Here is an 18161-nt window from a genome sequence, read left to right on the forward strand (position 1 = left end):
TTCCGCCCGAGTTCGAAGACTGACCGCGACCGTTCTGCGGCCTTCGCATCGATAGCGCCAATGAGCGGCGTCCCACATCCCACTCCTTGTGTCCATTGGGAGGGGTCGTTGTGGACCAAGCCCTACTACCCAGGCTTGTGACGAAGCCGATCCAGCGCGTCTCGAAGTGCATTGGCGGCATCGCCACGCTCGTCAGGGGACATCAGCTCCGGTTCAAGTTCCAACCTGAAGTGCGGCAGCTCCGTTCGAACAGCACGACGAGCGGCCGCCAAATTGGCCTTCAGATCGATGACGCGGTAGGTGGCGACGGGATAGGCGATCCCCTTGACCTGGACTTGCCCCAGTTCCTCACAGTCGATTGCGTCCTTCACTTGCGCAAACGTCTCGTAGGAAATGAGGATGGCCCCCGGCGGCGCCTCCTGCTCCAGGCGCGAGGCGAGATTCACGGCGCCGCCGATTATCGTGTAGTCCATCCGGTCCTCGCTGCCGAAGTTACCGACGGTGCAGTAGTCGGTATGGATGCCGATGCGACAGCGCAGCGGTGTTTCGATCCCCATGTCCCGCCAGACTTCGGCAAGCTCGCTAATCCGCTTTTGCATTGCAAGTGCCATCTGCGCGCAAGCCAGCGCGTCCTCCTTGACGCCGCGAGTCTCGGGATCGCCGAAAAACATCAGGATCGCGTCGCCGATATATTTGTCGATCGTCGCGCCGTGATCCGAAGCAATTTTCGACATTTCCGTCAGATAGTGATTGAGGAGTTGGGTGAGATCCTCGGATTCCATTTTGTCAGTGGTCTCGGTAAAGCCGGCGATATCGGAGAAGCATATTGTCAGTTTCTTCCGCTGGCTGGCGATCCTGACCTCCTGGCGGCCGGTGAATATCGAGCGATACACCTGGGGCGCCAGATACTTCGCCAGCTTGCTGGAAAGCGCCTCCAGAACCACGGATTTCTCGGCGAGGTTCTCCTCCCTTTGCTTCAGCTCAGTGATGTCCGAATAGACGGCGACCGTGCCGCCGGCGCTGATCCGCCGCTCGCTGACCATGACCCATCGCCCGTCGCCTCGCCTCTGCACCCAAGGTTCGCCAGGGTTGCGGTGCCGCGAGAGGCGCTCGGCGACCCACTCCTCGACCCGCCCCTCGGCGTCCCTGATGTAGCCGCGCTCAGCGGATCGGCGAATGATTTGCTCGAATGTCGTGCCGGGCGTCAGTTCGCTCTCCAGACCGGTGTAGAGCAATTCGCGGTAGCGGCTGTTGCTGAGGACGAGCCGGTCCTCCCAGTCGTACAGAGCGAATCCTTCGGAGATGCTTTCGATGGCATCGATGAGCCGCTGACGAGCTTCCGCAACGTCGCGCAGGTTCTTTTCCTCGACCTCGACAGCAGTATCCCGGAAGAGTCTCAGCGCTTCGGCCATGCGCCCGATTTCGTCGCTGCCCGCGGCTGGCAGCGGCGCACGAAGATTGCCCCCCGCAATCGCGAGCATGCCTTGGCTCACGGCCCCCAGTCGGGCGAGGAGGCTGCGGTCGACATAGAGCCAGACAACCAGAACCGAACTCAGGAGGCTGAGAAAGGCGGAGCCGAGTACAACCGCGGTGCCGTAGCGCTGGACGAGCGCGGCTTCGCGACCGGACGCAGCGATCTCCTGATCTGCCGTGGCGACCAGGCGATCGACGCCAGCGGTGAGATTGCGCGACAGTCGATTGTTCTCGGCCAGAAGCCTTTCGCCCTGTGCCAGGACAGCAAACTCGTCCTCCCGCACCTTGGGGATGCTGTCCTCGCCGTCGGTCAAACCCCTGAACTCGTCAACACGCTGCCGGAAGCGGGTCCGCAGCTTTTCGTCGATCTCCGTGGAAACCTTTTCAAGAGCAGTAAGCGAACGGCGTAGCGGAAAAAGGATCAACGCCAGGTCGCCCGGCGTCGGCGCGTTCGCGACCTTCACCAGCGCGTCGTTGACCGCCGAGATCTCCAGCTGCGCCTTCTGCTGGGGAATGTAAGCCGCAATCGCCTGGACCAGGTCGGCCATCGCCGCTGCGCGTCGATCGGGCGACAGCGATGTGTCGGCCGCGACCGCCCGCCATTGCGGGAGCCTGGAATCCATTACTAGGATGCCGGTGGCCACAAGGCGCTGGCTTCCGGTCGTCGTCGCGGCGAGGCGGTTCAGGAGCTCCTCCTTGCGGGCGACCACGTCGAGCCGGGCGACAACAAGAGAGTCGAGCTCCTTCAGGTTGCGCCTCAGAACAATCGCGGCTTCCTCGATCTCGGCCAAAGGCACTGTGCCCAACGTGGCATCCCGGAGGTCCGTGCGCAGGGCCTCGAGGCGGGACATCTCGAGCGCGACGGCAGCCGAGACCTCGCTGTGCTGAGCCCTGCTTGTCGCTGCCAGCACCGATGGCGCGGCAGCAGCGACCCGTTCGGCCTGGCGCGACAGCTGGAGGGAGGCGAGCGCCGACGGCACTCGATCCGTGGTAATTCGGTCCACGACGTCGCCAACCTGGAGGAAGGCATAAAGCGCCGCAGCGGTTGCCAGCACCGCAAGGGCGCTGATCCCGAAGAAGGCGAGCAACAGCCGGCCGCGTATGCCGAGGCGTTCAAGCTCGGCGAGTCGGAACAGTCCGGCCACACTGGTCTGCATCAGACTAGACATCTCAGCCGGCACGCCGGCGATCAGCGAACCCTATTCAACCGGCACGTACTCTCCGCCGCGCCACACGTACCAAACCCAACTCTGCTTCGTGAGGTCGCCCTTGTCGTCGAAATCGACCCGGCCGATGACGGTGTCGAATTCCTGTTCGTGCAGTGCCGCAATGATGGCCTTCTGCTCCAGCGAACCTGCCTTCGAGACTGCCTGGGCCCAAACCTGGACCGCGCAGTAGCTCAACAGCGTGTAGCCCGCGGGTTCGAAATTCTCCGCACGGAACTGCTCAACGACCGCGGCCGCTTCGGGGCTTCGCCTCGGGTCCGCCGGGAACGTGAAGAGGGTGCCCTCCGCCGCGGGGCCGGCGATCAGGGCAAATTCCTCGGTCGCCAAAGCATCTCCGGATATGAGCTGAACCGTGTAGCCACTGTCGTGTGCAGCGCGAGCAATCAGCGCAACCTCGGCATGATACCCACCCACATATAAGGCGGAGACGCCGGCGGTCTGCAACGTAGCGACCTCGGCCGAATAGTCGTCCTTCCCGGGAATGTATGCGTCGTAAACGGCCTCAGTCACGCCCCGCTTGTTCAGCTGCTTCCTGGTCTCGTCGGCGAGACCCTTCCCATAGGTCGAATTGTCGTGGAGGATCGCAATCTTCTTGTTGCCCCAGCGATCGGCAAGGTAGTTGCCGGCGATGAAACCTTGCGCGTCGTCGCGGCCAATGGTGCGAAAGACATTGGCACGGCCCTGTTCGGTCAGCTGCGGATTGGTCGAGCCTGGGGATATCTCAACGACGCCCGCCTCCTCGTACACTTTTGATGCGGGGATCGAGGCCCCGGAGCAATAATGCCCGACGACGAGCACGACCCCGTCAGCCACCAGCTTCTTGGCGGCCGCCACAGCTTGCTCGGGATCGCAGAAGTCGTCGACCGAGATGAGCCTCACCTTCTGGCCGAGCACGCCGCCCGCCGTGTTGACGTCGGCCACTGCCATCTCCGCGCCGCGCTGTCCCTGCTCGCCGATCCAGGCGAGCCGTCCCGTCATCGCAGCCGAGACGCCGATCAGCACCTCCGCCCGCGCGGAGCTGAACACGGCCGCGAGAACTAAGATCGCTATGGCGATGATGCGGTGCATGTCTGCACCCCCTTAACTGTAGCTTACGCCAATCCCGTCAAAGCCGACAGCCCCTTCGGCAAGCGCGACTGTCTCGGGCTGCTATTGCAGCGCACACCCAATTTGGCGAAGCAAGCATACACTGGAATGGCGTGTCATAACTTCGTTCGCTGAGGTCGGAATCGCGCGCCAAATCCGGACGTTACCACTGACCGGAGTGAGCGTCGTGATTGGGTCAAAGCAGCCCCCCGCCTCAGCTTCCCCCTATCTCTCCTCCACAATCCGCAAATCGGCCGCCGTCACAAACAGCACGATTAATCCAAACAATATCCACCACGCCCCTTCCGGCATCTGCAAAATCGTCAGCAGCGTCGTCAGCGCGGTAGGGATCAGCGCCGTTGATTGTGCCGGTGCAGCCGCCGCGGCCGCCGAAGATCGAGGTGCCGCCGACGACGGCGGCGGCCACCCAAGGCAGCACCAGCGGGTCGGCGAGCGACGGCCTTGATCAGGCCGATGTAGTGCAGCGCCGACGAGCACGCTCGAGATAACGTAGAGCGCGGTGATCACCTGCCAGCAGCGTACGCCGGACAGGCGCGTTGCCCGTTCGTTGTCGCCGACCGCCGCCCGCGACGCTGGCCGTCGCGTCCAATTCCTCAGGCGGCGCCTGGACGCCGGCTTTGTTTCCGTGAATCTCGCGATGCCGCATTGCACAATCGTCTCGCCTGCGCAAAATGCGGCATGATCCGCAAATCCCTCACTGTCCTGGTGATCGATGAGAACCACATCCGCGCTTCGATAATCGAAGCGGGATTGCGGGAGGCTGGGCATCAGCAGGTCACGGTCATCCATGACGTCGCCGGCATAGCGCGGCGGATCGCCGAGATCGAACCCGACGTGATCGTCATCGATCTCGAAAATCCCAACCGCGACATGCTCGAAAACATGTTCCAGCTTTCGCGCGTGGTGAAGCGGCCGATCGCCATGTTCGTCGACCGCTCCGATCAGGCTTCGATCGAAGCAGCGGTGGAAGCGGGGGTATCAGCCTATGTCGTCGACGGCCTGCGTCAGGAGCGGGTCAAGCCGATCCTCGACATGGCAATCAGCCGCTTCAATGCGTTTTCGCGCATGGCGCGCGAACTGGAAGAAGCCCGCAGCGAATTGGAAAGCCGCAAGGTGATCGATCGCGCCAAGGGCATCCTGATGAAGTCGCGCGGCCTGTCGGAGGACGCGGCGTATACGCTGCTGCGCAAGACCGCCATGAACCAGAACCGCAAGATCGCCGAGATCGCCCAGAGCCTGGTAACGGCGGCAGGCCTGCTGGATCCCGAGGAGAGTTGAGAATGGCGGCCGCGCACCGGATCAATGCTGGCTTCATGCCGCTCTTCGACAGCGCTGTCCTTGTCGCGGCGAAGGAAATCGGCTTCGCCCTGCGTGAAGGCATCGACCTGACGCTCAACCGGGAAACATCCTGGGCCAACATCCGCGACCGCATCGCCATCGGCCATTTCGATCTGGCGCACATGCTGGGGCCGATGCCGATCGCCTGCAATCTGGGGCTGACGCCGCTCGCCTCCGATACCGTCGTGCCGTTCTCGCTCGGCCTCGGCGGCAATTGCGTGACGGTTTCGAACGCGGTCTGGGCCGGCATGGCCGCGCACGGCGCCCAACCCGATCTCGATCCGGCGCGGGCCGGCAAGGCGTTGGGAGCGCTGATTCGTGAACGGGCGAATGGCGGCGGCGATCCGCTTCGCTTCGCCGTCGTCCATCCGCACTCCGGTCACAATTACGAATTGCGCTACTGGCTCGCCGCCTGTGGCATCGACCCGTCGCGTGAAATCGAGATCGTCATCGTGCCGCCCCCCTTCATGGCCGACGCACTCGCCGCCGGCAGGATCGACGGCTACTGCGTCGGCGAACCCTGGAACAGCGCCTCGGTCGTCGCCGGCACCGGCCATATCGCCACGGTCAAGGCGGCCATCTGGAAGACCAGCCCCGAGAAAGTCGTCGGCGTGCGCAAGGCATGGGCGGAAAGAGAGCCGGACGCGCTTTCAGCCCTGCTGCGTGCGCTTCATCACGCGGCGCGCTGGTGCCAGGATCCGGCAAACCGTGGCGAACTCGCGGCCCTGATGGCGCAGCCGGCCTTCCTCGGGCTTGCGCCGGCGCTGCAGATGCCGATCCTCAGCGGGCATCTGGCGCTCGGCGGCAGCGCCGAACTCAGTGTCGGCGACTTCTTTCTGCCCTTCAACAAGGCGGCGAACTTCCCGTGGAAGAGCCATGCGCTGTGGTTCTACACGCAGATGGTGCGCTGGGGGCATGTCGCGCACACGCCGGAAAACCTCGCTATTGCCCGCGACTGCTACCGCCCCGATCTCTACCGCTCGGCGTTGAAGCCGCTTGGCGTGGCGCTTCCCGGTGCCAATGCCAAGGTCGAGGGCGCGCTGAAGGCCGCGACTCCGGTCGGTTCGGCGGGGGCAAGCCTGGTGCTCGGTCCCGATGGTTTCTTCGATGGCCAGATCTTCGATCCCGACGAGATCGACGCCTACATTGCCGGCCAGAAATTGGCGCGCGCCGTCTGATCATTTCGGCGCCATTCTTGTGCGCTGCACAAAAAATGTGCGTGCAACTGCGCTAATGAACAATCTTTGGCTTGCTCGCCCAGCGGGCCGGCGCGCCGACGATTTTGGCAAGTCATTGATCTCATTGATGTTTGTCATCCATTCCGAAACTGGCACGGTTCCTGCGTTGCAATAGGCAGACTCTTCTCGGGTCACGGAATAGGCGTCCAATGGCGGGCGCTACAGGCAACGCTGCCGCTCAGGTCAACACGCGATCCCGGATGGACGGACGCGCGCGGCCTGGCCGGCGGCTTTTTTGTTTTGGTCGAACACGCAATCGACGGCGCCGATCCCAAGCCGCGCCCAACCGGAGATGACGATGACGAAAAGCACCAATAGCCATTCCGCCCAAACGGCGATCAGCCGCCGCGATTTCCTGAGGATCAGCGCGGCCACCGCGGCAACGCTGGCCGCGGCGCGTGCGCTGCTGCCCTCCGGCGCCTATGCGGCGCCCGCCGCGCCGGAAGTCACCGGCGCCAAGCTCGGCTTCATAGCGCTGACCGATGCGGCGCCGCTGATGATTGCCAAGGAGAAGGGCCTGTTCGAGAAATTCGGCATGCCCGACGTCGAGGTGCTCAAGCAGGCCTCCTGGGGGGCGACGCGCGATAATCTGGTGCTCGGCGGCGAAGCCAACGGCATTGACGGCGCCCATATCCTGACGCCGATGCCTTATCTGATGCACACCGGCAAGGTGACGCAAAACAAGCAGCCGCTGCCGATGGCGATCGTGGCCCGGCTCAACTACGACTGCCAGGGCATTTCTGTCGCCCAGGAATATGCCGGCACCGGCGTCGGCCTCGACGCCTCAAAGCTGAAGGACGCCTTCGCAGCCAAGAAGGCCGCAGGCAAGGAGGTGAAGGCCGCCATGACCTTCCCGGGCGGCACGCACGATCTTTGGCTGCGCTACTGGCTGGCCGCCGGCGGTATCGATCCCGACAAGGACGTATCGACCATCGTCGTGCCGCCGCCGCAGATGGTCGCCAACATGAAGGTCGGCAACATGGACGTGTTCTGTGTCGGCGAGCCGTGGAACGAGCAACTCGTCCACCAGGGCGTCGGCTTCACCGCCGCCACCACGGGCGAGCTATGGAAGGGGCATCCGGAAAAGGCGCTCGGCCTGCGCGCCGCCTTCATCGACAAGTATCCGAACGCCACCAAGGCGATCCTGATGGCCGTCATGGAAGCCCAGCAATGGTGCGAGGCAAAAGAAAACAAGGACGAGATGGCCGCCATCATCGGCAAGCGGCAATGGATGAACGTGCCGACCGCCGACATAATCGGCCGCCTCAAGGGCGACATCAATTACGGCAATGGCCGCGTCGCCAACGGCACCGATCTCTACATGAAGTTCTGGCAGGGCGGCGTGTCCTATCCCTTCAAGAGCCACGACTCCTGGTTTCTCGCCGAAAACATACGCTGGGGCAAGTTCGCGCCGACCACCGACATCAAGGCGCTGGTCGACCAGGTCAACCGTGAGGATCTGTGGCGTGAGGCGGCCAAGGATCTTGGTGTCGCCGCGGCCGATATTCCGGCGTCTTCATCGCGCGGCGTCGAGACCTTCTTCGACGGCAAGATCTTCGATCCGGAGAACCCGTCCGCCTATCTCGACAGCCTGAAGATCAAGGCATCGGCCTGAACGGTGCAAACGGCGCTCGCGCCGTTTGTCGCCACAAGCGCAACGGCGCCGCTTGTCGCCAAATGCCAAAGGAGCGTTCGAGAAATGTCTATCCAAGCCATCGAGGACCGCAAGGTGAAGCCGTTCCCCGCACCGGCCAAGCCCGCCGAGGTCATCGCCTTGACCGCCAGGGCGCGGCGCCGCTTCGACCCGGCCGCGATCGCCGCCAAACTGGCCAGCACGCTGGTGCCGCCGGTCATCGTCATTACCATTATGCTCGTCGTTTGGCAGGTCGCCTGTTCGTCGCCCACAGCCAGCCTGCCACCGCCGAGCCAAGTGTGGAACGAGGCCTATGACCTGATCGCCCACCCGTTCTTCGACAATGGCCCGCAGGACATCGGACTCGCCTGGCGGGTGCTGATGTCGCTGCAGCGCGTCGCCATGGGCTTCGGCCTGGCAGCAATCGTCGGCGTCGCGCTCGGCGCGCTCGTCGGCCAGTCGATCTGGGCGATGCGCGGTCTCGATCCGGTCTTCCAGATCCTGCGCACGGTGCCGCCGCTCGCGTGGCTGCCGCTGTCGCTGGCGGCGTTCCGCGATTCCAGCCCGTCGGCGATCTTCGTCATCTTCATCACCTCGATCTGGCCCATCATCATCAACACCGCGGTCGGTGTCCGCAACATCCCCGAGGACTACCGCAACGTCGCCCGTATCCTCCGGCTCAATCAGTTCGAGTTCTTTGTGAAGATTATGGTGCCGGCGGCCGCGCCCTACATCTTCACCGGCTTGCGGATCGGCATCGGCCTGTCCTGGCTCGCCATCGTCGCCGCCGAAATGCTGACCGGCGGCGTCGGCATCGGCTTCTTCATCTGGGACGCGTGGAACTCGTCGCGCCTGCCCGACATCATTGTCGCGCTCGCCTATATCGGCGTCACCGGCTTTTGCCTCGACCGCCTGGTCGCGGCGGTCGGCGTCTTCGTCACCCGCGGCACAACGGCAAAGTGAGGAGAGGGACGATGACGGCCTATCTGAAACTCGACCACATCGACAAATCCTTCGCCCGCGGCAGCCAGGTCAGCGACGTGCTGAAGGACATCCGGCTGACCATCGACAAGGGCGAATTCGTCTCGATCATCGGCCATTCCGGCTGCGGCAAGTCGACCTTGCTCAACCTGATCGCCGGCCTGACCAAGGTCTCGGCCGGCGCCGTTCTGCTCGAAGACAAGGAGGTCGATAGTCCCGGCCCGGAACGCGCCGTGGTGTTCCAGAACCACAGCCTGCTGCCATGGCTCACCGTCTACGAAAACATCAATTTGGCAGTCACGAAGGTCTTTGGCCGGAGCAAGAGCCGGGCCGAGCGGCATGAATGGATCATGCGCAATCTCGATCTCGTGCAGATGGGGCATGCCAAGGACAAACGTCCGGCCGAGATTTCGGGCGGCATGAAGCAGCGCGTCGGCATCGCCCGGGCGCTGGCCATGGAGCCGAAGATCCTGCTGCTCGACGAGCCGTTCGGGGCGCTCGACGCGCTGACGCGCGCCCATCTTCAGGACGCGGTGATGGATATCCATTCGAGGCTCGGCTCGACGACGATCATGATCACCCATGATGTCGACGAGGCGGTGCTGTTGTCCGACCGCATCGTGATGATGACCAACGGCCCGGCGGCCACCATCGGCGAGGTTCTTGCCGTGCCGCTGGCCCGGCCGCGCCGGCGCATCGAGCTTTCCTCCGACCGCACCTTCCTGCGCTGCCGCGAGGCGGTGCTGAAATTCCTCTACGAACGCCACCGCTTCGTCGAAGCCGCGGAGTAAGGCCATAACGGGAAAACTCGTCATCATCATTGGCAATCTGCATCGGCAATGGGCAATCTACCGCATTGCACAAATATTATGCTGCTGTGCAAGGCATTTTGACTAATCTTTGATCCGCTGCCGAGCTTGGTCAAAAGTCGCGCGGCTGCGGTTCATATTGATTTCATTCGATAATTAAGAGCGCTGTCGAATTGGCACGCTTCCTGCTTTCCGAAATGTAGGGTCCGCAAGGGCCAACTGAAACGGCGTCCAATGGCGGGCGCCACAGGCAAAGCTGCCGCTCAGGTCCACACGCGCTCCCGGAACCCGGACGCGAAGACCTGGCCGGCGGCTTTTTTGTTTTAACGCAATCGACGGCGCTGATCCCAAGCGGCGTCCAACCGGAGACGACGATGACGAAACGGATCGGAACTGCCGCGTCCCTCGCGGACTTCACGCGCCGTGATTTTCTGGCCGTCAGCGCGCTGACGGCGGCGCTGTTCACCGCCGCGCTCCTCCTCTTTCCCGACGGCGCCAAGACTGACGGCAAGGGTCTCGAAGTGACCGCGCACAGCTCGGTTTCAACCAGTTCGCCGATGCTGCGCCGCTGACAGTCGCGAACGAACAGACAAGGGCGGTGCCTCCCACGCCGCAAACCGGAGCCAGAAAATGACCGCAAATCTCCCAGCCGCGCCCAGCCAGGACAGCGCTCCCCGGCAGGCGCTTGCCATGTCCACCATCGCCTTCACCGTCTGCTTCGCGGTGTGGACGATCTTTTCAATTATCGGCGTGCGCATAAAGCAGGAGCTGGGGCTGAACGAGACGGAGTTCGGCCTGCTCGTCGGCACGCCGATCCTCACCGGCTCGCTCGTGCGTATGGTGCTCGGTGTCTGGACCGACCGTTTTGGCGGACGGCTGGTATACACCGCGACCATGCTTGCGGCGGCGGTCGCGACCTTTCTGCTCGCTTTTGCGCACACCTACGGGCAGATGCTGGTCGCCGCACTAGGCGTTGGGCTCGCCGGCGGTTCCTTCGCCGTCGGTGTCGCCTATGTCTCGCGCTTCTTCCCGGCCGGCAAGCAGGGTACGGCGCTTGGCATTTTCGGTGTCGGCAATGTCGGCGCCGCGGTCACCAAGTTCCTGGCACCGTTCGTGCTTCTCTCCTGGGGCTGGCAGTCGGTCGCGCTGATCTGGGCGGCAGCACTCGTCGTCATGGCCGCCGTCTTCTGGTTCACGACTGGCGACGACCCGGTCATCCGCGAGCGCCGCGCCGGCAAGGCAGCGCCCAAGAGAAGCTTCTTGCAGGAATTCGCGCCGCTCAAGAACCTGCAGGTCTGGCGCTTCGCCTTCTATTATTTCTTCGCCTTCGGTGCATTCGTGGCGCTCTCGCTGTGGCTGCCCCGGTACCTGATCGGCGTCTACGGCTTCGGGCTTGCGACCGCCGGCATGATTGGCGCGGCCTATTCAATTCCGGCAAGTATTTTCCGCGCCTATGGCGGCGTGCTTTCCGACCGGATCGGCGCCCGCACCGTGCTCTACTGCACCTTCGCTGTCAGTGCCGTCGCGACTCTCGTTCTGTCTCTCCCCTCGGCAGACTACGTCGTGCGCGGTATCAGCGGGCCGATCGCCTTCCATTTCGAGATCGGCCCGCTCGCCTTCATAGCCGTTGCCTGTGTGCTCGGCTTCTTCATGAGCCTCGGCAAGGCCGCCGTCTACAAGCACATCCCGGCTTACTATCCGCAGAGTGTCGGCGCGGTCGGCGGCGTTGTCGGCATGATTGGCGGGCTCGGCGGCTTTATCCTGCCAATCGCCTTCGGCGTGCTCAACGACCTCACCGGCGTCTGGTCGAGCTGCTTCATGCTGCTCTTCGTCATCGTCGCCACCTGCTTTGCCTGGATGCATTTTTCCATCCGGCGGATGGAGCGCACGGCGTCTGACGAAGCTTCAGGCCTTTCCTACGCGGCTGAGTGAGAGCGGAGTGGATCAGGACATGACCGAGAAACTCGTCATCATCGGCAACGGCATGGCCCCCGGGCGCATGCTGGAGCATCTCCTGGAAAAGGCGCCTGGGCGCTACCAGGTCACCATCTTCAACGCCGAGCCGCGCGTGAACTACGACCGCATCATGCTGTCGCCGGTTCTGTCGGGAGAAAAGGCCTATGAGGAGATCATCATCCATGGCGACGGCTGGTACATCAAGCACGGCATCACCCTCTACAAGGGCCACAAGATCGTCGCCATCGACCGGCAGGCAAAGACCGTCACCTCCGATCATGGCGTGACCGAGCCTTATGACAAACTCGTCATCGCCACCGGCTCGGTGCCGTTTATCATTCCGGTGCCAGGCCATGACCTGCCGGGCGTGCTCACCTATCGCGATCTCGACGACGTCCGGGCGATGATGCTTGCCGCCCAGTCGCGGGCCAAGGCTGTCGTCATCGGCGGCGGCCTGCTCGGCCTGGAAGCGGCTGCGGGTCTGAACGCGCAGGGCATGGACGTCACCGTGCTGCACGTCATGCCGACGCTGATGGAGCGTCAGCTCGATCCGGCCGCCGGATATCTCCTGCAGCGCGCCGTCGAGCAGCGCGGCATCAAGGTCATCACCAAGGCCAACACCCAGGCGATCACCGGCAACGGCAAGGTCGAGCGGGTGGAGCTTGCCGACGGCACAGTCATTCCCGCAACGCTCGTCGTGATGGCGGTGGGCATCAGGCCGAATGCGGCGCTGGCGAAGGAAGCCGGCATTGCGGTCAATCGCGGCATCGTCGTCGACGCCGGCATGCGCAGCAACGATCCCGATATCTACGCAATCGGCGAATGCGCCGAGGTCAACGGCCAGGTCTACGGGCTGGTCGCGCCGCTCTACGAGATGGCGCGCGTCGCCGCCAGCCATCTGGCCGGCAATGAGGCGGCGGCTTTCGTCCACATGGACACGCCGACTAAGCTCAAGGTCACCGGCATCGAGCTGTTCTCTCTCGGCGACTTCGCCGAGGGCGATGACCGTCAGGAGATCGTGCTGCGCGATGCCGCGGCCGGCGTCTACAAGCGCCTGGTACTCAAGGACGACCGCATCATCGGCACCGTGCTCTATGGCGAGACGGCGGACGGCGCCTGGTTCAACGACCTCAAGAAGAAGCAGACCGACATATCCGAGATGCGCGATACGCTCATCTTCGGCCAGTCCTACCAGGGAGGCGCCCCCCTGGACCCTATGGCGGCCGTTGCAGCCTTGCCGGATGATGCGGAAATCTGCGGTTGCAACGGCGTATGCAAGGGAAAGATCACCGGCGCGATCACGGCCAGGGGCTTGACCTCGCTCGACGATGTGCGCGCCCACACCAAGGCGTCGGCCTCCTGCGGCTCCTGCACCGGGCTGGTCGAAAAGCTGATGGTGCTGACCATCGGCGACAAATACAACCCCGCGGCGGTCCAGCCGATGTGCAGCTGCACCGCGCTTGGCCATGACGAGGTCCGCCGGCTGATCAAGGCCAAGGGCTTGAAGACCATTCCCGCCGTCATGCAGGAACTGGAGTGGAAGACTTCCTGCGGCTGCGCCAAATGCCGGCCGGCGCTCAACTACTATCTCGTCTGCGACTGGCCCGACGAATACGCCGACGATTACCAGTCGCGCTTCATCAACGAGCGCGTCCACGCCAACATCCAAAAGGACGGCACCTATTCGGTAGTGCCGCGCATGTGGGGCGGCGTCACCAACGCCGCCGAATTGCGCGCCATCGCCGACGTCGTCGACAAGTTCGAGATCCCGATGGTCAAGGTCACCGGCGGCCAGCGCATCGACATGCTCGGCATCCGCAAGGAAGACCTGCCGGCGGTATGGGCCGATCTCGGCCAGGCTGGCTTCGTCTCCGGCCACGCCTATGCCAAAGGACTGCGCACGGTGAAGACCTGTGTCGGCTCGGACTGGTGCCGCTTCGGCACGCAGGATTCGACCGGCTTGGGCATCCGTATCGAAAAATTCATGTGGGGCTCGTGGACCCCGGCCAAGGTCAAGATGGCGGTGTCGGGCTGTCCGCGAAACTGTGCCGAGGCGACCTGCAAGGATGTCGGCGTGATCTGCGTCGATAGCGGCTACGAGATCCATTTCGCCGGCGCCGCCGGTCTCGACATCAAGGGCACCGAAGTGCTCGGCCAGGTCAAGACCGAGGACGAGGCGCTGGAGCATATCGTGGCGTTGACGCAGATGTATCGCGAGCAGGGCCGCTATCTCGAGCGTATCTACAAATGGGCCAAGCGCGTCGGCATAGCTGAGATCAAGCGTCAGATCATGGACGATGGCGAGAAGCGCAAAGCCTATTTCGACCGCTTCGTCTTTTCGCAGAAATTCGCCCAGGTCGACCCATGGTCGGAACGTGCTTCCGGCAAGGACAAGCATGAATTCCGGCCGATGGCTTCGGTCGGCTTTGCCCAGGCGGCGGAGTAGGCGCGTGTTCCCGAAAAGTGGAATGCGGTTTTCGGACAAGAACACGCGCAAAAGAGGAATGGCCACATGAACTGGGTATCGATCGGCACGCTCTCGGACATTCCGCGTCGCGGCGCGCGCTGCGTCGCCACGCCGGAAGGAAAGATCGCCGTCTTTCGCACGGCCGACGATCAGGTCTTTGCCATCGACGACCATTGCCCGCACAAAGGTGGGCCGCTCAGCCAGGGCATCGTCCATGGCACGGCGGTGACCTGTCCCTTGCACAATTGGGTGATCTCGCTGGAGACAGGCAAGGCGCTCGGCGCGGACGAGGGCGCGGTGCGCACCATTGCCGTGCGGGTCGACGGCGAGCGGCTGTTCATTGCGCTGGAAGCGCTGGCCAGCCGCGCGGCGTGAACCATGCAGATTGATGAAGCGCGCGAGGTGAGGACCACCTGCCCCTATTGCGGGGTGGGTTGCGGCGTGCTGGCGAAGGTCGCCGCGGACGGTGAAATAACCGTTCGCGGCGACCCGGACCACCCGGCGAATTTCGGCCGGCTCTGCTCCAAAGGCTCGGCGCTGGCTGAGACCATCGACCTCGACGGCAGGTTGCTATACCCGGAGATCCACGGTCGCCGCACCGACTGGGACGAAGCGCTCGACCTTGTCGCTTCGACCTTCTCGCAAACCATTGCCGAACACGGCCCCGGTTCGGTCGCCTTTTATGTTTCCGGCCAGTTGCTGACCGAGGACTATTACGTCGCCAACAAGCTGATGAAAGGCTTTATCGGCTCGGCCAATATCGACACCAATTCGCGCCTGTGCATGGCCTCGTCGGTCGCCGGCCACCGCCGCGCCTTTGGTTCGGACACCGTTCCGGGAAATTACGAGGACCTGGAACTTGCCGACCTGATCGTGCTGGTCGGCTCCAATCTCGCCTGGTGCCATCCGGTACTCTACCAGCGCATTGCCGCCGCCCGGGAAAAGCGGCCCGAGATGAAGGTGGTGCTGATCGACCCTCGCCGCACCATGACCTCAGACATCGCGGACATGCATCTGGCGATCGCGCCCGATGGCGACGTCGCTTTGTTCACCGGGCTGCTCGCCTATCTCGGCCAGCACAACGCGCTGGACCGCACCTATATCACGGCGCACACGACCGGCTTCGGGCAAGCGCTTTTCGCCGCCTCGGCGCTCGATCTTGCCGGCATCGCGGCTGCCACGGGTCTCAGTGAGGACGAACTGGCCCGCTTCTACAGCCTGTTTGCCGCGACGGCGAAGACGGTGACCGTCTACAGCCAAGGCGTGAACCAGTCGTCTTCGGGCACCGACAAGGTCAACGCCATCATCAACTGCCATCTGGCCACCGGCCGCATAGGCAAGCCCGGCGCCGGGCCGTTCTCGGTGACCGGCCAGCCCAACGCCATGGGCGGCCGTGAGGTCGGCGGCATGGCCAACATGCTGGCCGCCCACATGGAGATCGAAAACCCCGAGCACCGCGAACGCGTGCAGCGCTTCTGGAATGCCCCAACCGTCGCCGAAAAACCCGGCCTGAAAGCGGTCGAGATGTTCCGAGCGGTGGCCGACGGACGCATCAAGGCGCTGTGGATCATGGCCACCAACCCGGTCGATTCGATGCCGGATGCCGATGCCGTCGAAGCGGCGATCAGGGCCTGCCCGTTTGTTGTGGTCTCGGACGTGCTGGGCGAGACCGACACGGTCCGCCACGCCCATGTCCGGCTGCCGGCCACCGCATGGGGCGAAAAGGATGGCACCGTCACCAATTCGGAGCGCCGCATCTCGCGCCAGCGGGCTTTTTTGGCCAGGCCCGGCGAGGCAAGGCCAGATTGGTGGATCATCACTGAAGTCGCCAAGCGGATGGGCTTCGGCGAGGCTTTTTCGCATGTGTCGCCGGCCGACATCTTCGCCGAGCACGCGGCGCTGTCGGGCTTCGAGAATGACGGCGCGCGCGATTTTGATATAGGCGCGTATGGCGATATCGGTGCAGAGGCCTATGAGGATCTTCTGCCGTTCCAATGGCCAGCGCCGGCTCCACCCTCCCCCTTGAGGGGAGGGTCGGCACGCGCGTTGAGCAAAGCGAAACAAGCGGGACGGGGTGGGGTCGGTGGTGAAGTCTCGACCTCTCCGGGTCGCCCCACCGAGGTGGAGGCCGTCGCAGATGACCCCCTCTGGCCTGCCGGCCATCTCCCCCTCAAGGGGGGAGATCAGCCTGCTGCTCGGCTATCGCCAGTCTCCCAGGTTGATGAGTGGGCGCAGCCGGCAAAACTGCCAATCTCCCCCCTTGAGGGGGAGGTGGCCGGCAGGCCAGAGCGGCGCGCGCGGCGCCAGCCGGAGGACAAAAGCACCCGCTTCTTCGCCAACGGCAATTTCTACACACCCGACGGCAAGGCACGCTTCATTGCCATCCGCCCAGCCGCACAAACCCGCACCAGCCTGGACTACCCGCTCGTCCTCAACACCGGGCGCGTCCGCGACCATTGGCACACCATGACGCGGACCGGCAAGAGCCCGCGCCTGTCGCAGCACATGGCCGAACCGTTCGTCGAAATCCACCCGGCGGATGCGCAGCACTTCGGTATCGGCGATGCCGACATCGTGCGCGTCTCGACTGGCCATGGCGAGGTGCTGGTCCGCGCCCTGGTGACGGTGCGCCAACGCCAAGGCTCTGTATTCGTTCCGATGCACTGGACCGATCAGATCTCCGCCCGCGCGCGTGTCGATGCACTGGTCCCGCCGACGACCGATGCGATTTCAGGTCAGCCGGCCTCGAAGAACGTTGCCGCCCGCCTCGAACGCTTCGCTGCCGCAGCCTTCGGTTTCGCGGTGCTTGCCGAACGGCCCGCCTCGATCGACGCCGATTACTGGAGCCTCGCCCGCTGCCCCGCCGGCTGGCGGCTTGAAATTGCGCTGCAGGACAGCCGTGACTGGACCGGGTTTGCCGCCTCCCTGTTAGGCATGGAAGGCGAGACGCTCGCCTATCACGACATCGCCGGCGGGCACCATCGCTTCGCCCGTTTCGCAGGCAATCGGCTGGTCGGCGCGCTCTATCTTGCGCCTACCCCGGTAGCGGTGTCGCGCGGGTGGGCAGTCGAACAACTTGGTGCTGACCATGCCGATCGGCAGGCGCGGTTGGCGATTGTCGCCGGGCGGCCGGGCGGCAACAGCGTCGACCGCGGTGCCACCGTCTGCGCCTGTTTCGGGGTCGGTGCCAACCAGATCGCGGAAGCGGTACGCGGCGGCTGTACCAGCGTCGCGGCAATCGGCGCCGCCCTTCACGCCGGCACCAATTGCGGCTCTTGCCGCGCCGAGATCAAGACCATTATCGACGGGCGGCGTCTGCAAGCTGCGGAGTGAATGCACCGAGAAACTCTGCCGTGCCGCTGCATGATGCTTACTAGCAATTTACAAACCATGGGCTACCAACGTCCTGACTTCGATTCGCTCGGAACGGGAGCCCCATGAGCAAAGCCCTGACCTCATTCGCGCTTGCCACCATGCTGACGGCCTTGCTGATGGCGCTCAGCCTGGCGGTGGCCAGGCATGGCTATCCCTATGGCGCGATCGGCGCCAAGCGCTTGAGCGACGTCGCCGATGCGGGGACGTTCATTCCGCTCGCGGCGATCTATTTTTTCAGCGCACTGCTGATGATGGTTCTGCCGATCAGGCTCGCTGGCATCGTCCTGACACATGCCGCCGATGCGATCTTCTGGACGGTCATCGTGTTGTTTGCGGTCATCGTTGGATGTCTCGCCGCGAGATTTGCTTTCGGTCAGCGCGATGTGCTCTCCGCACTGCTGAACTGGCGCTTCCTGTTTGTCGCAGCCGTCGTCGGGTGTCATCTGTTCATCAACGAGCTGCGCCGCAACATCTTGTTGAGAAGCCTGTTCTTCGTCGTCTTCGCCGCAGCGACACTGGCCTGCCTGTTTTGGTCCTTCACCGTCTGAGCATGTGCGA

The 18161-nt window shown here is 63.9% G+C and carries 14 protein-coding genes and 1 pseudogene; 11 read left to right on the plus strand and 4 right to left on the minus strand.

Going from position 1 to position 18161, the window contains the following annotated elements; all coding sequences use genetic code 11:
* Positions 1-125 precede the first annotated feature (125 nt).
* From NKJ55_RS01885 to NKJ55_RS01895, 3 genes and pseudogenes are all read right to left on the minus strand, one after another.
* On the minus strand, positions 126-2642 hold the full coding sequence (locus NKJ55_RS01885; protein ID WP_502904447.1) for an adenylate/guanylate cyclase domain-containing protein: 2517 nt from the start codon (positions 2640-2642) through the stop codon (positions 126-128).
* 30 nt (positions 2643-2672) lie between these two features.
* Complete coding sequence (locus tag NKJ55_RS01890) at positions 2673-3767, minus strand: branched-chain amino acid ABC transporter substrate-binding protein (RefSeq protein WP_352448431.1); 1095 nt, start codon at positions 3765-3767, stop codon at positions 2673-2675.
* A gap of 243 nt (positions 3768-4010) precedes the next feature.
* Positions 4011-4367, minus strand: a pseudogene (locus NKJ55_RS01895) (ABC transporter permease subunit); the annotation flags it as partial.
* Positions 4368-4484: 117 nt separating this feature from the next.
* Here NKJ55_RS01895 and NKJ55_RS01900 point away from each other — a divergent pair.
* Complete coding sequence (locus NKJ55_RS01900; protein ID WP_023676288.1) at positions 4485-5084, plus strand: ANTAR domain-containing response regulator; 600 nt, start codon at positions 4485-4487, stop codon at positions 5082-5084.
* 2 nt (positions 5085-5086) lie between these two features.
* Positions 5087-6322 (plus strand): CmpA/NrtA family ABC transporter substrate-binding protein, encoded by a 1236-nt coding sequence (locus NKJ55_RS01905; protein WP_352448432.1) that lies wholly within the window; start codon positions 5087-5089, stop codon positions 6320-6322.
* A 243-nt stretch (positions 6323-6565) separates the two neighbouring features.
* Here NKJ55_RS01905 and NKJ55_RS01910 read toward each other — a convergent pair whose 3' ends face one another.
* Positions 6566-6694: a hypothetical protein gene (locus NKJ55_RS01910; RefSeq protein ID WP_352448433.1), complete on the minus strand. Its 129-nt coding sequence runs from the start codon at positions 6692-6694 to the stop codon at positions 6566-6568.
* On the opposite strand from NKJ55_RS01910, the gene NKJ55_RS01915 reads away from it, so the two are divergent.
* The 9 genes from NKJ55_RS01915 to NKJ55_RS01955 all read left to right on the plus strand — a co-directional run bounded on the left by NKJ55_RS01915 (position 6681) and on the right by NKJ55_RS01955 (position 18151).
* Entirely contained in the window at positions 6681-7997 is a 1317-nt protein-coding gene (locus NKJ55_RS01915) for a CmpA/NrtA family ABC transporter substrate-binding protein (protein WP_352448434.1), read from the plus strand. The genes NKJ55_RS01910 and NKJ55_RS01915 overlap by 14 nt on opposite strands.
* Positions 7998-8081: 84 nt before the next feature.
* Complete coding sequence (gene ntrB / locus NKJ55_RS01920; RefSeq protein WP_352448435.1) at positions 8082-8978, plus strand: nitrate ABC transporter permease; 897 nt, start codon at positions 8082-8084, stop codon at positions 8976-8978.
* A gap of 11 nt (positions 8979-8989) precedes the next feature.
* On the plus strand, positions 8990-9787 hold the full coding sequence (locus NKJ55_RS01925) for an ABC transporter ATP-binding protein (protein ID WP_352448436.1): 798 nt from the start codon (positions 8990-8992) through the stop codon (positions 9785-9787).
* A gap of 392 nt (positions 9788-10179) precedes the next feature.
* Complete coding sequence (locus tag NKJ55_RS01930) at positions 10180-10377, plus strand: twin-arginine translocation signal domain-containing protein (protein ID WP_352448437.1); 198 nt, start codon at positions 10180-10182, stop codon at positions 10375-10377.
* Positions 10378-10435: 58 nt separating this feature from the next.
* Positions 10436-11737 (plus strand): MFS transporter, encoded by a 1302-nt coding sequence (locus NKJ55_RS01935; RefSeq protein ID WP_352448438.1) that lies wholly within the window; start codon positions 10436-10438, stop codon positions 11735-11737.
* Between the two features lie 19 nt (positions 11738-11756).
* On the plus strand, positions 11757-14207 hold the full coding sequence (nirB, locus tag NKJ55_RS01940) for a nitrite reductase large subunit NirB (RefSeq protein ID WP_352448439.1): 2451 nt from the start codon (positions 11757-11759) through the stop codon (positions 14205-14207).
* 66 nt (positions 14208-14273) lie between these two features.
* Positions 14274-14603 carry a nitrite reductase small subunit NirD gene (gene nirD / locus NKJ55_RS01945; RefSeq protein ID WP_352448440.1) on the plus strand — a complete coding sequence of 110 codons (330 nt, stop codon included), beginning with the start codon at positions 14274-14276 and terminating at the stop codon, positions 14601-14603.
* A 3-nt stretch (positions 14604-14606) separates the two neighbouring features.
* Positions 14607-17561, plus strand: a complete 2955-nt coding sequence (locus NKJ55_RS01950; RefSeq protein ID WP_352448441.1) for a nitrate reductase — start codon at positions 14607-14609, stop codon at positions 17559-17561.
* Between the two features lie 104 nt (positions 17562-17665).
* Positions 17666-18151, plus strand: a complete 486-nt coding sequence (locus tag NKJ55_RS01955) for a hypothetical protein (protein ID WP_352448442.1) — start codon at positions 17666-17668, stop codon at positions 18149-18151.
* The last annotated feature ends 10 nt before the right edge of the window (positions 18152-18161 follow it).

This window comes from Mesorhizobium sp. M0106, assembly GCF_040322715.1.
Taxonomy (GTDB): Bacteria; Pseudomonadota; Alphaproteobacteria; order Rhizobiales; family Rhizobiaceae; genus Mesorhizobium.